The sequence below is a fragment of the Methanobacterium sp. BAmetb5 genome, from assembly GCF_003491305.1.
Taxonomy (GTDB): Archaea; Methanobacteriota; Methanobacteria; order Methanobacteriales; family Methanobacteriaceae; genus Methanobacterium.
Genome location: NZ_CP022706.1, coordinates 272,501 through 286,449 on the forward strand (window position 1 = coordinate 272,501; position 13,949 = coordinate 286,449).

Sequence of the window (13,949 nt, forward strand, 5' to 3'; positions counted from 1 at the left end):
GAACCCAATAATACCCCTACTAATACCCAGACTAATCAATCCAATACCAGTACTAATGGGCAGTAATAGAGGGTAAATAGGGATTAACATCTGAACTTAATTTCTGGAAGATTCTTAAAGTAGTACACCTTCTATGGATACATCTACTAAGGGATAAACTTCGTTTAATTAGTCTTCATTTTATGATGATGAGATGATTGGAATAGATGAAATATTTAGAAGGATAAAAAAATATTTAGACGGATAAAAAGGTGGGAAAATGAAAAAAATTGAAGGTGGAATATGTGCAGTGGAAAATGTCCGGGCAGCTGGTGCCTGTGAAGACAATTATGGGGTGGCACTTATCCATTACCCACAAAGCAGTGCAGCAGCAGTATTCACCAGAAATAAAGTACAGGCCGCTCCTATTATCATCACCAGAGAATCAGTCAAAAATGGAAAACTATCGGCAATAGTCGCCAACAGTGGTAATGCCAACTGTTTTACTGGTGAAAAAGGTATTGAAGATGCCAAAGAGATGACCCGCCAAGTTGCTCAAGACCTGGACATCCTCCCGGAAGATGTGGCTGTAGCCTCCACTGGAATCATTGGACGCCAACTACCCTTACCCCTCATTAACAAACTCATCACCGATGCTCTGCGAAGACTGGATAATTCACCTGCAGCCTCCAGAAACGCGGCTGAGGCTATAATGACCACTGATACATATCCCAAGGAATTTGCAGTGGAAACTACACTTTCTAATGGCAAAACAGTTCGTATTGGGGGTATATGTAAGGGTTCGGGAATGATCGCCCCTAACATGGGTACCATGCTTTCCTTTCTTACCACAGATATAGAAGCCAGCCCAGCAGAACTCGAAGAAGCCCTGCAGAAATCTGTGGAAAAAACATTCAACATGGTGGTGGTGGATGGAGATGAAAGTACCAATGATATCGTGGTACTCTTATCCCGACCAGGCCAGGGAAACCTCGATGAAAAATTCCAGGAAGCACTGGACTATCTGTGCTGTGAACTTACCCGGATGCTGGCCCGGGATGGAGAAGGGGCTACCAAGTACATGGAAGTAGAAGTTAGGGGTGCTGAAAGCCTTAACGATGCTAGAGTCGCCGCTAGATCAGTTGTTAAATCACCACTGGTAAAAACAGCTTTATTCGGAGCCGATCCAAACTGGGGCCGTATTGTGGCTGCAGTGGGCTATTCCGGAGCCAGTATGAATGAGAAAACCGTCACTGTTTCCTTGGAAGATGGTGAACGGAGGGTGGCTGTGGTAGATCAAGGTGAAATAAAGGCCTTTGACGGTACAGAAGAGCTGGAACTGGCAGAAAGCATAATGGAAAGGGAAACCATCAAAATAACCGTTGATTTATCACTCGGAACATTTACGGCCACAGCCTACGGATGTGACCTAAGTTATGACTATGTAAGCATAAATTCAGAGTACTCTACTTAAATTTTAATTACAAAATTGATTATATTCAAACATACAGGTAAGATAAAATGAAAGTAATGATTATAGGCGCAGAAGGAATGTTAGGGCACGATTTGGAAGATATTTTATCCAAGGACCACCAGATAAGCACCACCACCATTGACACCCTGGACATAACTGACATTGAAAAAACCATTAAAACTGTGAAAGACATTAACCCCGATGTATTGGTACATGCTGCTGCATTTACCGATGTTGATGGAAGTGAAGCCAAAGAAGACCTGGCTTATAATGTAAATGCATTGGGAACACGTAACGTGGCACTGGCCTGCCGGGAAGCTGACAGTGCACTGGTTTACATCTGTACGGACTATGTATTTGACGGAACCAAAGGCACACCCTACCGGGAGTATGATCAGACCAATCCACTCAGTGTTTATGGAAAAACCAAACACCAGGGTGAAGTATACATCCGTGATATCCTGAATAAATTCTACATTGTCCGGACAGCATGGTTATACGGATACCATGGACCTAACTTTGTCACTACCATGCTGAAATTAGCAGAAAACCATGATAGCATATCGGTGGTCAGCGACCAGATAGGATCACCCACCTACACCCGGGACCTGGCTAAAGCCATAAACCAACTCATAAACAAACCAGCCTATGGTATTTACCACGTTACCAACAGTGATCACTGCTCTTGGTATGAATACGCCCAGGAAATCTTCCAGAATGCCGGTATTGACATTGAACTTAAACCAGTATCCACTGAGGAATTTGGTAGTCCTGCTCCCCGTCCACTGTACTCTGTCCTGGATAACTACAACTGGAGAATGGAAGGATTCCCACCAATAAGAAGTTATAAAGATGCTTTGAAGGATTATATGGAATTGTTAAAATAAAAAAATACTAATAAAAAGGTTAAAATATTATTAACCAACTTTTTTTCTTCTATTCATTTTATTATTCCATAAATATTGGCAAAAACTGTTTTTAAAGATATATTCTCTAAATAAATCAATTTTACATAATAAAAAAAATAGTAAACAGGAATTGATTAGCAATTCCTTTATTTTTATGAATTTTCTTAAGTACAGTTATTCCTTCTTTAAATTTGACCTAGAGTGTGAGTTTAGAGATTCTCTCCATGGCTTTTTCAGTATTTTCCAGGGTGTTAAAGGCGGTTAACCGGAGGTAACCTTCACCACTGGGACCGAAACCCACACCGGGAGTTCCCACCACATGGGCTTCATCCAGTAATAAATCAAAGAACTGCCAGGAATCCATACCTTGGGGAGTTTTAACCCAGATATATGGTGAATTAATTCCACCGTAAACCCTTAAACCCAGATTTTTCAAGCTATTTCTGATGATAGAAGCATTGTTCATGTAGTAATCAATGGATTCGTTGATCTCTTTTTGACCCTCAGGGGAGTACACGGCACAGGTAGCCATCTGTATAGGATAGGAAACTCCATTGAACTTTGTGGTCTGACGCCGATTCCATAGAGAGTTGATGGAATGGGGGTTTCCTTCACCATCATATCCCACCAGTTCCTGGGGTACCACGGTGAAAGCACACCGGGTACCAGTGAAACCAGCGTTTTTAGAGAAACTCCTAAATTCAATGGCCACTTCACGGGCACCTTCAATCTCGTATATACTGTGAGGAATGTTGTCTTCCCTTATGTAAGCTTCGTAAGCAGCATCAAACAGTATAATAGAATTGTTTTCCCGGGCGTAATCCACCCACTGTGCTAGCTGTTCCTTGGTAAGTGCAGTACCCGTGGGATTGTTGGGGAAACACAGGTAAATTAAATCCACTGGTGTTGTGGGGAGTTCGGGCACAAATCCATTATCTTCAGTGCAGGGAATGTAAACCAGTTTCTGGTAACGTCCATCATCACCCATGGGCCCGGTTCTGCCGGCCATGACATTACTTTCCACATAGACCGGGTAAACTGGATCGGTAACCGCCACGGTGTTTAACAGGCCAAATATTTCCTGAATATTGCCCGTGTCACACTTGGCACCGTCACTGATGAAAACTTCGTCCGGGGAAAGGGTGATACCGCGTGGTGCATAATCATTTTTTATGATTTCATTGATCAAAAAGTCATAACCTTGTTCCGGACCATAACCCCGGAATGATTCGGCATTACCCATTTCCTGTACAGCTTCAGTGAATTTTTCAACCACAGCACGGGGTAAAGGCCGGGTTACATCTCCAATACCCATTCGTATTATATCCGCATCAGGATTATCATTCTGGTATTTTTCTACTCTCTGGTTAATTTCCGAGAAAATATAGTTGCTTTTAATTAACAGATAGTTTTCATTTATTATAACTGACATTGACGATTACTCCTATGATTTTTCATGAATAAATTCCTATTAATGGGGTATTATATAAAGAACTATTTATTAAGAAAGTAAATCTATTTTCAATCTTTTTTATCCCACTATTCTTATTATAACTTAGTTTTCTCTTTATCTCTATTTATCCTTTTTTACCAGTCCGTATTATAATCATAAATATAATTAGGGGAAGAGTGAAAATTTATTTCCTAATATTACTAATCTAACTAAAGTAACATAATGTTGACTAAAGATTTGGGAAAAAATCTATAAGTTGACTAAGCCCAAAATAACCTTGTGGATAATTATCTTAATGGTTTGATTGGAATTATTTAAAAAAGCCAATATGTTGCATTTAATTTAATATATTTATACGAGTAAAGTTAATATGTTAAATGCTCAGGGAACCGTTAGTGTTATATCTTCCGGAGGGTTCATCCTCAGGATATGAGTTTTGATGGTTATAATGGGGAATTTCAACCCCTATTAAAACTGGGATTAGGATTAAATTTTCACGTTTCCTATTCAAAATATATTTCAGGGAATATTTATTAAATTAAGGAGAATTTAACATGAAGTGCGTGGTAATAGGTGCAGGTAATGCTGGAAGACCAGCTGCCAGAATTTTAAATTATGCAGGTCACCAAGTTCAAATAACTGATGAAAAGGAAATGGAGGAATTCCCGGAAGACGTGCAGAAAACTCTCCTTAAAATGAAAGAAGAGGGAGTGGATCTCCAACTAGGATGGGACGATCCCACCAACATTGACGATGTGGATGCAGTTTACATTTCCCCTAACATCCCCAAAGATTCTCCCATCCGACATTATCTGGTGGATAATGAATTAAAATTACTCATTAATCAGGATATTGCTGATATTGTCGATAAAACTATTAATATGGATGTTATCGGTGTGACTGGAACTTTGGGAAAAACCAGCACCACCCATGCCATCTCCGAAATTTTTAAAAATGCTGGTTACAGTGTATGGACCTGTTCATCCCTATCAGGCAACCTGCTCAGTGAAGTTATTGTGGATGGGATTATCAATGGAGATCATATCAAAAGTGATATTGCAGTGCTAGAACTACCTCACGGTACCATTCGGCTTCTTTCGGAGCTCAAACTTAAGGTGGGATTAATAACCAATATCTATGCAGATCATCTATCCGAATTTGAGGGGTCCCTGGAGAAGTACACCAAGAGAAAGCTCATGATCACGGAATCCAGTGAAATTCTGGTGGCCAGCTCCCAGTGTACTCCATTTCTTCAGGACCACGATGCTGTTTATTACTGCTCCCATGGCAGTGACTGTGACATCAAAGGATACTTAAAAGAGGATAAAATTAGGATAAAATATAAATTAAAGAAAAAAGAAGGCGAATTTGAAACAAAATTCAACCTGAAGGGATACTACTTTGAAAATGCAGTTGCTGCGGCGGCCGTTGCCCTGGCCTATGGTCTTAAAGAAGATTCCATTGTAGATGGAATGAATAAATTTAAGGGCATACCTGGCCATTTAGAGTATGTTGGGGATTATTGTGGACGTGAAGTTCACTTCGATGCTGCATTTGTTCCAGAAGGTATAATTTCCACCTTGGAACAGTTTTCTCAGGACAAATCTAATTTAATAGTATTGATTGATAATCCAGATAGTACCAATCCCCGTGACAAGTTCCAGATCGGTAAATTACTGGGGGATTATGCCCAGGTGATCATCGCCAGCGGATTCAATGAAACCACTGGTGTTCTGGACATGAAATCCGCCCAGGAAGTTCTGGAAGGTGCTAAAGACGCGGATGCCCTAAAAATCGCCACCGAGGATATGATCACTGCAGGTGAATATTCAATTAAACATTCAAAACCAGGAGATATCATACTACATATTGGTCCGGGGGCCATAACCAACTACCAGGACCTCAAAGATAAAATGATGAAAGGAATAGAAGAAGGATGTAAAAAGTATTCATAAAAACAGGTTTTACAATAATCTGGAATAGAAATTATCAGAAAAATAATTGAAATATAATCTATTTTTTTCATCTTTTCTCTATCAAAATCTTAGGGTATTGACCAAAGAAGAATCAAAGTATTCATAATTTTCACCGGGATAAAGGCTTTTTTGTCCCCTAAAATCTACTCCATCAATAACAATGTTATTAAAGGATTAATTGATGCACTGTAGAGGGCACATAAATTCTGCCGGAATCATAACAAAGGTTACAAAAATATGTCATTGCTACATGTATTTTAGATGGAAAAACGTAATTAAGTTAAAAATCAGTTTGTAAAGGGTAACTAAACTGAGATTTAATAATATCATAATTAATGTCGGACTTTAATTAAGGTTAAGGTGTTTAAAAAATGGGATATCTGGTATGCCAGGAATGTGGTGGCTATTATAAATTACAGGAAGGTGAATCAAAGGATGATTTCGTCTCCTGTGAATGTTACGGTACTTTAGTGTACGTGGAGTCCATTGAAGATTATTTTAATCCAGATGAACAATTTCCCGACGAAGTTAAGGATAAATCATCCGATGATGTTCTTAAAACTTTGAAGAACGAATCAACTACCTCGGTTACTGAAAATTTGGATGATAACTCATCTGATTCTTATCCGGAGGAACCGGGGGATAGACCATTTAATCCTATTCTTGAGGTACCAGGGGATAGACAATCTGCTCCTATTTTTGAGAAACCGGGGGATAAATCACCTACACCTATTCTCGAAAATAAAGAGAAGAAGGACTCTGATATTAAGTCATCTGCACTTCCTGAAGAAATGGCAGATACACCTTCTAAAATCAGCATTAATTCTGAAGGAGACTCTGGTTATAAAGAATCAGTGGCGGGTGTTATTGAAAAATTGAGTACTGAATCTTCGCCGATCCCTGAAACTAAAAAATCTGTAGCTTCTGGCCCAAGTAAACCCCCTAGTTTTCCTTTATTCCGGCAACCAGAGGGAAAACAGACCATTAAAAATAGAAATTACTATCATAAAATAAATTCCCGGGATAAGAAACCCGATGTAAAAACATTAAAACTCATAAAAGATGTTAACGGATTAATAGCTGCTCTTGATTTTGATGATTCCTCGGTTAAACTGGAAGCAGTGAAGGCACTGGGTAGCATAGCTGATGAGAGAGCTATTGAACCCCTAAAGAAAGTTAAAGAAAAGGAGAAAGGTGTCCTTAGAACCTTTGCCGGTAATGCTATTTTTCAAATTGAATCCAAAAATAAAGGATTGAAATCCAGGAACCGGGCTGATTATCGTAAAAAATACTATGAAGAATCCCTGTCCCCCCCGGGAAAAAGTAAACTTATAAATCACAATGTAAATAAAAACCGGGACGATTTAACCCAAATTCCCGTGTTTAAAAATTCAGTTCCTGCTAATTCTTCCCTTAAAGATACTGTAGTCACTAAAATACCAGAAACTTCCCATGCACCTGAAGAAAATAAAAATACTCAAGTATCAGAAGGAATTGGATCCGTAGATCGCCAAGTGCAGAATAAATCTAAAAAACCAACTCCTATTGATTCGAAGGTCCCTACCCGGCAGGAAATACATGATGAATTAGAGTTTCCGGCTAAACCTGAAGTACCTATTGAATCTAAGGGTGCTGCTAATAAAGATATAAGTTTGAAATACCCAATTGCCGAAACCGATGTTCCTATTAAACAGAATACATCTCTAAAATCAGATAAAACTTTAAAATCAGATTTAACCAGTGGCCCAGAAGCTGTAGATGAAGCCATAAGATCAAGTACGGATCGTAAATCAGTGAAAAACAGGATACTGGGAAAATTTAGGGGACCTGGCAAGTCTCAATCTCATGAACCGGTGTTATCTGATAAATCGCACATGCCGCCTAAATCCACGTATAATAATCAGGAATCGTCGGAGAAAATTATATATGAGAAAATAGATGATTTGAAGGATTTAAAGGAAGCCAAATCTGATACCACTTCTCCTGAAGTTCATGATACAGATAAAAAATCCCCTGTAACTATTGATAGGACTATTGATAGAGATGTGAAATCTGGAAAAACTAATGAAACCAATAAAGAAACCAATAAAAAAATTCCAGATGATCACTTTATTCCAGAAGACAGCTCCGGGATTCAAGATGATCTTCTTACCGATGAGTGCCTATTCACTAGTGAATCCACATCCCAGATAAAATCCTCGGCTAATGATGATAGTTTAGAGGTAAATGAGCCCGTAGAAGTAGAAACACCTTTGAAGGTAGAGAATACATTTGAAGAGGAGAAACTTGTGGAGGATGAGGAGTCCTTAGAGTTGGAGAAGTCTTTGAAGGTTGAGATTCCTTTTGAAGAGGAGAAACTTGTGGAGGATGAGGAGTCCTTAGAGTTGGAGGAATCCTTAGAGGTTAATAAGCCTTTAGAGTTAGAGGAATCTTCAGAAGTTGAAGAAACTGCTGAAGAAATGGATAAATATGCGAAAAACGCGGTTTCCCCAGAGGATACTAAATTGGAAAGTGGGGTTACCTCTCCAGAAATTTCCAAAACAATAATAAATAACAAACCTGCTTCAATGGAAGTAAATATAACTGGTTCGGATGTTAAATTGAATCCCACGCCTGCAGGGGGATCAGTCAAAGGTGACGTCATCAGCACCTCTGATTCTCAGGAATTCTTAGGCCTAAAACGAACAGATTTACAATTGTTAGGATTTATAGCCCTTTTTGCCCTGTCTTTAGTGGTTGGTATTTTGCTCACCATGAGCTAGACTAAAAATCCTAAATCCTAAATTTAAATTACCTCCAGTTGGATTGATAAAACGAATTTGGTTTAATCCTAGGGTATAAGCCTTTAACTTCATTTTAAATTAATAAGTATTTTTATTTCTAATTTTTTTTATTTCTATATAACACTCCATAATAATCTGAAATATCCATGCCGTGCTCTTTTCAGGTTATTTCCTGTTTTTTGGGAAAAATAACCTCAATCCCATCATCGACAAGTTCAAGGAATTTCTCCTGGTGGGTAGTGTGTACTGGATATAACTTATCTGGATGTATCTCCCTTATCATCTTCAGTATCTCCGGGCCATTGGCGTGCCCAGATGCATGGAAGCATTTATTTAAGAGAGGTAAGTTGAATAACTTCAACCAATTACGCACCTTCCTTTCATTTATTTCCATCTGATCATCAAAGGGTTCTGTACTGGACTTGATGTAGATACCATTGTCTGGTTTTATATCGATAAGTTCCTTTAACTCGAAAAAATCACAGCGGAATATGTAATCCCGTGGATTTTCCCGGAGATCATGGTAGGTGAGAACGTTGTCATTTTCCAGTAGTTTTCTTTCCCATTTTTTATAATCCCGGAGAGAATGTGCAGATTCAATGTCCTCATCAATGGTGGAGGCACACAGCCATTCATCTTCCACACAGGCAAAACTATTATCTCCCACCAGACCCCATCCTTTACGGGGTTTGTAGATCATAACCTCCCCTATACCTGGATACTCAGGGTTGTGTTCCTGGAATAGGTTCAGAATATAGGCCTGTTTTAGGCTCACTACCAGTTTTCGGTCAGTGTCCTCGGCCACTTTGTAGAAGGTTAAAAGCCGGTCCAGATCCCGCACAGGATAATTAACCACTACCAGGCCTTGGCACCGATTAACGGATTCAACTGCCCGTTTTTCAATATCAAACTCATTCACACTGGTTTGGCTGTCAATACGAGTCCCTTCACTGATCATAATGGTAGGCTTGGATTTTTTAGCTTCTTTAACGAATTTATTGGTGAGTTCCGGGTGACGTCCATGGAAACGAAGGTCTCCAGTATATACAATGGTGTCCTCCTCGTTTTCACCAATATATGCCGTTGCGCCCGGTAGTGAATGGTCAACCGGGGCAGATTTAAGCTTAAAATTCCCAATTTCAAATTTTTGGTAGGGTTTCACCACGTGGATGTCCCGGTCAACTATGTTGGCCCGGGAGCGCATGTAACCGTCTCCACGCTTTTTGGGCTCCAGGTAAAATGATTTTTTTAAATGGAGATATTCTGAGAAGGATGCGGCACCAGTTTCTTCCAGTGCCTTTAAAATTAGGTGTGATTCATTGGTGAGGTAGATGGGAATGTCTTCCCGGAGGTGATGCACATAGGCTACGTGGTCCACGTGGGAATGGCTAATCAGCACTCCATCAACCGATGGTTCAGAGGGGTAGGGCAGACCTACATGCCGCAGGTAGTCTTCACGGTAAATCCCTTCTATGTAGGGTAACAGGCCCAGTTCGATAAAGTCACAGATTCCATTGGCCTTGCGGGGTTGCAGAAACTCCGACAAATAATCATTGGCCTGGGAAAATCCCATTCCAAAATCAAAGAAGAATGAGGTTTCATCATCATTAACCCTGATTTTATTCCCTCCAATTTCATCCACGCCTCCGAAAAAATCAATACTGGTCAAAGGAATACACCCACATTAGCTATTAGTTACATTTCTAATTAACTTCGGTTACCATTAAGATCTTTGGATAAATTTAGTTCTGTTTTAATGTTTATATAGATGAATTTCCCGTTAAAGAGGTATTACGAGGGTTAACTGGTAATCTATAGGAAATTAGGAGGGATTATATTATTATTGCATTTTTTCTGTTTATTTATTTGGGATGGGGGGTTAATAGAATTATCCCTAAATCCAGTAGTCAACTAAGGTTACCACCACCCTTAGGCTATCAAACTTACACTCCATAAGACCTTCCTGTGGTAAGAAAAATCATGGAAAATAATTTCAACCTCAAAATACAATAGTATGCATGGAGGTGTTATAAGATGTGTGAAGATGAAGATTGTGGCTGCCATAAAAAACATCACCAGGGACATCACGGACACTATCACCACCATCATGGGCACCGTGGATACGCCACCATAGCCAAAAGGACGGGAGAGACAGTGAATATCCCAGAAATACTATTTGAGGTAGCAAACATAAAAGAAGGGGATTTTTTTAAGATTTACGTTTGTAAACTTAAAAAACATGAACATTAACCATGCTCCACAAAAAATATTCCCCTTTTTTTTCATTCACTATCTAAAACTATTTTTTTCCGGTAAATTAAAAACTTCAGAATAGAGGTTTATTTGCCCTGTTTTTTATTACATTTATTTTTTTACTAGTTATTTTCAGGATTAACATCATTTAAGATTAAAACGTAACCCTAATTTTAAACCATAATTCTAACCATGAAGGATAGTAATGTTTTAATTATGGTGGAATGTTAACTACCTATGAATAAGTAAAATCAGCAGCGGTAGTATGCTCATCCCAAATGAAATTAGATTACTTTAACCCTAACTATGGTTAATATTAAGTATTAACTTTTATAATGGATTTCTAAGGATAAGGAAGGGAATGGAGACTTAATCATGTTTAAAGAGGAAAAAGATTTCATTGAAAACTTGAACAGTGTGAGAAGAATCAGTACCTCATTTGTCATAGCCAGTGCCACAGTCAAAAAGGCGCGCAACGGCAAAGACTACCTTGAATTTAGTTTAACTGATAAGAGTGGTCAGATAACGGCGCGAATGTTTCCCAACCGAAATGCCCATGAGATCTACGATACAATTAATGAGAAATGCATTTACCAGATAAATGGAGTGGTAGATGAGTTTCCACGTAACTCCCAGAATTTCAGCATAAAAATTGATGATCTGCAGGCCCTGGAAGAAGATAATTACCATCTGGATGATTTCATCCGAACATCTAGTAAAGACCGGGATGAACTCCTGGCTGAGATTAAAAACACCATGGACGAAATGGAAAACATCTATCTGAAGGTTCTACTTAATTCCTTTTTCAATGACCCCGAATTTACCCAGGAATTTTGCACAGCACCTTCAGCAAAAATTTACCACCACAACTATGTAGGGGGTTTACTGGAACACAGTGTAGAAGTATTGCAGATATGCCGAACTATATGCCATATATTCCCCCAGCTGGACCAGGATCTCTTATATACCGGAGCAATACTCCATGACGTGGGTAAATTAAAGGCCTATGACTATGACCTCATCAGTATTGACATCTCCAACGAGGGAAAACTATTGGATCATCTATTCATCTCTGCAGAAATGGTTAAAGAGAAGATTAACACCTTGGATGTGGATATGCCGGAAGAACTACAAACCCAAGTGTTACATTTAATACTCAGCCATCATGGTGCCGTTCGAAATGGATGGGGCTCACCAGTTGATCCCAAAACTCCCGAGGCAATTGCCTTGCACCATGCTGATGATTTAGATGCAAAGGTTAAGGGATCAATCCAAAAATAATCCGAAATAGTGAAGATTGGATGATAAATCATTCCGGAATTCCTTTATCCATTGGAGATTGAAAATCAACGTTTGATCAATAAATTCAATCGGAATTCAGGGACTTAATGTGGAGACTTATTGAGGACTTTATAAGGATTATGGACTAGTGTGCATGATTTTCAGTTATATGAGAAAGGGGGTTTATGATGGTAATGGATGACATTGACCGGGAACTGGAAAACTATCAGAAAGCAATGAATAATGAAAAAAGAAAAACAGCGCGTATAAACTGGTTGCTTTTCTTGGTTTTGATAGTGGTGATAATTATCTTTGTATATTCCTTGTGGAGATATCAAGCCCTTAACTAACCAGGGATAATTCCTTTGGATAATCCCTTAAACTTTATTCCAATGTATAAAATAAGTTTTAATTTTGAAATATGTGGAAAAATTAGACATGAATGTAATATGGATTGATAACTATCGTTATAGGATATAAAATTGGATATTTAATCATTAGGGATGTTTACCTGCATAATCTAATGATTTTGCATAGAATACCCATTCACTTACATTTTAATTTTAATTCGTTAAGTCCCTCTTCAATTAAACCATCGAAGAACTCTTCGAACCTGTCATCCAGGTGATCACAGGCCACTCTTTTATCAACCATTCTCCACCACCATACTCTAAAAGAGTTTTGGATTACCTGTATTATAAAGTTTATGATAATAATCGAATAAAAGGATAAAAAAATTTAACAGCGGGATCAATTATTAGTTAGAAATAAAATTGATAATCAAATTAAAAGTTATTTTTAACATGAAGTAAAACTTGATTTTATTGAATTAATCTTATTTGGAGAAAAATAAGAAAAGGAAGATAATATTAAAATCAACAATAATTTAGAAGGTGTTTTAGTGGGATATTCAGTTCATAATAAGAAACTCAGTTTAAAAATAAGTAAATTGTGAAAAAGTGGATATATTAAAAATAGGATGATCGAATTTAGGTGTTTTAAATCTCGATCTTCTTTACTTCTTCTTTTAGCTTACGATCCTTGCAGAACTCAAACAGATGGCCACATTCACTGCAAAGAATTACCCCTTGTTTACCATCGGGAATATGTGGAATGTAACAAGTATCAACTGAGGTCTGTTTAGTTCTTTGGGATATTGTTTTGTCTTTACAACCGCATTCAGGACAGGCCTGGTTAAGATCTTCTGATTTCATTATATGTTCCTCCTTTACTCCCATTTATTATTTGTTACCTATAGTATATTTTTTTTATGGTTAGGGCGATTTTGCACTGCTGCACAGGCACAATCAATTAAATCCCTACATCTATCACCATGATTGGTTCGGACATACTCGAACGTATGGTATTATACGAACAATACTATATAAACTTTTTTATTGTGTTTGGAAAAATTTATTATAATGATTTAAACTGCAGATTTAGTCATCAAATTTGTTTAAATAAAACATAAACCACTCTAAGAATTTTTTTTATTCTTTATCGCCATATCATAGTATTATGAATTTTTAGAGGGATTGGGATGTATTTTCTCTTGAAAATTCGTAATTAACATGAGTATTTAAATTATTTACATCGGATTTTACCACTTTTAAGAATATAATTTGATAATAAAACCTAAAATATATTATATTACTTTAATAGTCAATATTTTGATTAATTATATAAATTAATCCTATTTTGTTGTATTGATATAAAAAAAAGTATTACTGGCCTAATTTAAGAAAAATCTGCCAATTACATAATAAATAAACTTTTAGGCTTTTATAATCTTTAATTTGATTATAAAACTATCTAAAACCATGGATTTCTATTAAAATAGAA

11 protein-coding genes (1 of these 11 cut by a window edge) are annotated in these 13,949 nt (G+C 37.8%); 8 read left to right on the forward strand and 3 right to left on the reverse strand.

Annotated elements, in window-relative coordinates; genetic code table 11:
• The 3 genes from CIT02_RS01325 to rfbD form a co-directional block, all read left to right on the forward strand.
• Nucleotides 1–66 carry the 3' end of a hypothetical protein gene (locus CIT02_RS01325; protein ID WP_292613300.1) on the forward strand. The gene continues 261 nt to the left of window position 1, outside the view, so 66 of the gene's 327 nt are visible here — the last part of the coding sequence; its start codon lies off the left edge, out of view; the stop codon is at nt 64–66.
• A 193-nt stretch (nt 67–259) separates the two neighbouring features.
• A complete protein-coding gene (gene argJ / locus CIT02_RS01330; protein ID WP_292613302.1) occupies nt 260–1,453 on the forward strand; it encodes a bifunctional ornithine acetyltransferase/N-acetylglutamate synthase in 1,194 nt (397 codons plus the stop codon).
• Between the two features lie 47 nt (nt 1,454–1,500).
• The gene (rfbD, locus tag CIT02_RS01335) at nt 1,501–2,340 is read left to right on the forward strand and encodes a dTDP-4-dehydrorhamnose reductase (RefSeq protein WP_292613304.1); all 840 of its coding nucleotides are present in this window, start codon (nt 1,501–1,503) and stop codon (nt 2,338–2,340) included.
• Nucleotides 2,341–2,557: 217 nt separating this feature from the next.
• On the opposite strand, the gene CIT02_RS01340 is transcribed toward rfbD, so the two are convergent.
• A complete protein-coding gene (locus tag CIT02_RS01340) occupies nt 2,558–3,793 on the reverse strand; it encodes an LL-diaminopimelate aminotransferase (protein WP_292613307.1) in 1,236 nt (411 codons plus the stop codon).
• A gap of 575 nt (nt 3,794–4,368) precedes the next feature.
• Between CIT02_RS01340 and CIT02_RS01345 the strand changes: the two genes are divergently transcribed.
• Together CIT02_RS01345 and CIT02_RS01350 are read left to right on the forward strand one after the other, a co-directional pair.
• The gene (locus CIT02_RS01345) at nt 4,369–5,769 is read left to right on the forward strand and encodes a Mur ligase family protein (RefSeq protein ID WP_292613308.1); all 1,401 of its coding nucleotides are present in this window, start codon (nt 4,369–4,371) and stop codon (nt 5,767–5,769) included.
• Between the two features lie 392 nt (nt 5,770–6,161).
• Nucleotides 6,162–8,552, forward strand: a complete 2,391-nt coding sequence (locus CIT02_RS01350; protein WP_292613310.1) for a HEAT repeat domain-containing protein — start codon at nt 6,162–6,164, stop codon at nt 8,550–8,552.
• Between the two features lie 181 nt (nt 8,553–8,733).
• Here CIT02_RS01350 and CIT02_RS01355 read toward each other — a convergent pair whose 3' ends face one another.
• On the reverse strand, nt 8,734–10,242 hold the full coding sequence (locus CIT02_RS01355; RefSeq protein ID WP_292613311.1) for an MBL fold metallo-hydrolase: 1,509 nt from the start codon (nt 10,240–10,242) through the stop codon (nt 8,734–8,736).
• A gap of 365 nt (nt 10,243–10,607) precedes the next feature.
• Between CIT02_RS01355 and CIT02_RS01360 the strand changes: the two genes are divergently transcribed.
• The 3 genes from CIT02_RS01360 to CIT02_RS01370 all read left to right on the forward strand — a co-directional run bounded on the left by CIT02_RS01360 (nt 10,608) and on the right by CIT02_RS01370 (nt 12,457).
• Nucleotides 10,608–10,823 carry a hypothetical protein gene (locus CIT02_RS01360; protein ID WP_292613313.1) on the forward strand — a complete coding sequence of 72 codons (216 nt, stop codon included), beginning with the start codon at nt 10,608–10,610 and terminating at the stop codon, nt 10,821–10,823.
• Nucleotides 10,824–11,201: 378 nt separating this feature from the next.
• Complete coding sequence (locus tag CIT02_RS01365) at nt 11,202–12,107, forward strand: 3'-5' exoribonuclease YhaM family protein (protein WP_292613315.1); 906 nt, start codon at nt 11,202–11,204, stop codon at nt 12,105–12,107.
• A gap of 185 nt (nt 12,108–12,292) precedes the next feature.
• Entirely contained in the window at nt 12,293–12,457 is a 165-nt protein-coding gene (locus CIT02_RS01370; RefSeq protein ID WP_292613317.1) for a DUF2116 family Zn-ribbon domain-containing protein, read from the forward strand.
• A gap of 648 nt (nt 12,458–13,105) precedes the next feature.
• On the opposite strand, the gene CIT02_RS01375 is transcribed toward CIT02_RS01370, so the two are convergent.
• Nucleotides 13,106–13,321 carry a TIGR04165 family Cys-rich peptide gene (locus tag CIT02_RS01375; protein WP_292613319.1) on the reverse strand — a complete coding sequence of 72 codons (216 nt, stop codon included), beginning with the start codon at nt 13,319–13,321 and terminating at the stop codon, nt 13,106–13,108.
• Nucleotides 13,322–13,949: the final 628 nt, after the last annotated feature.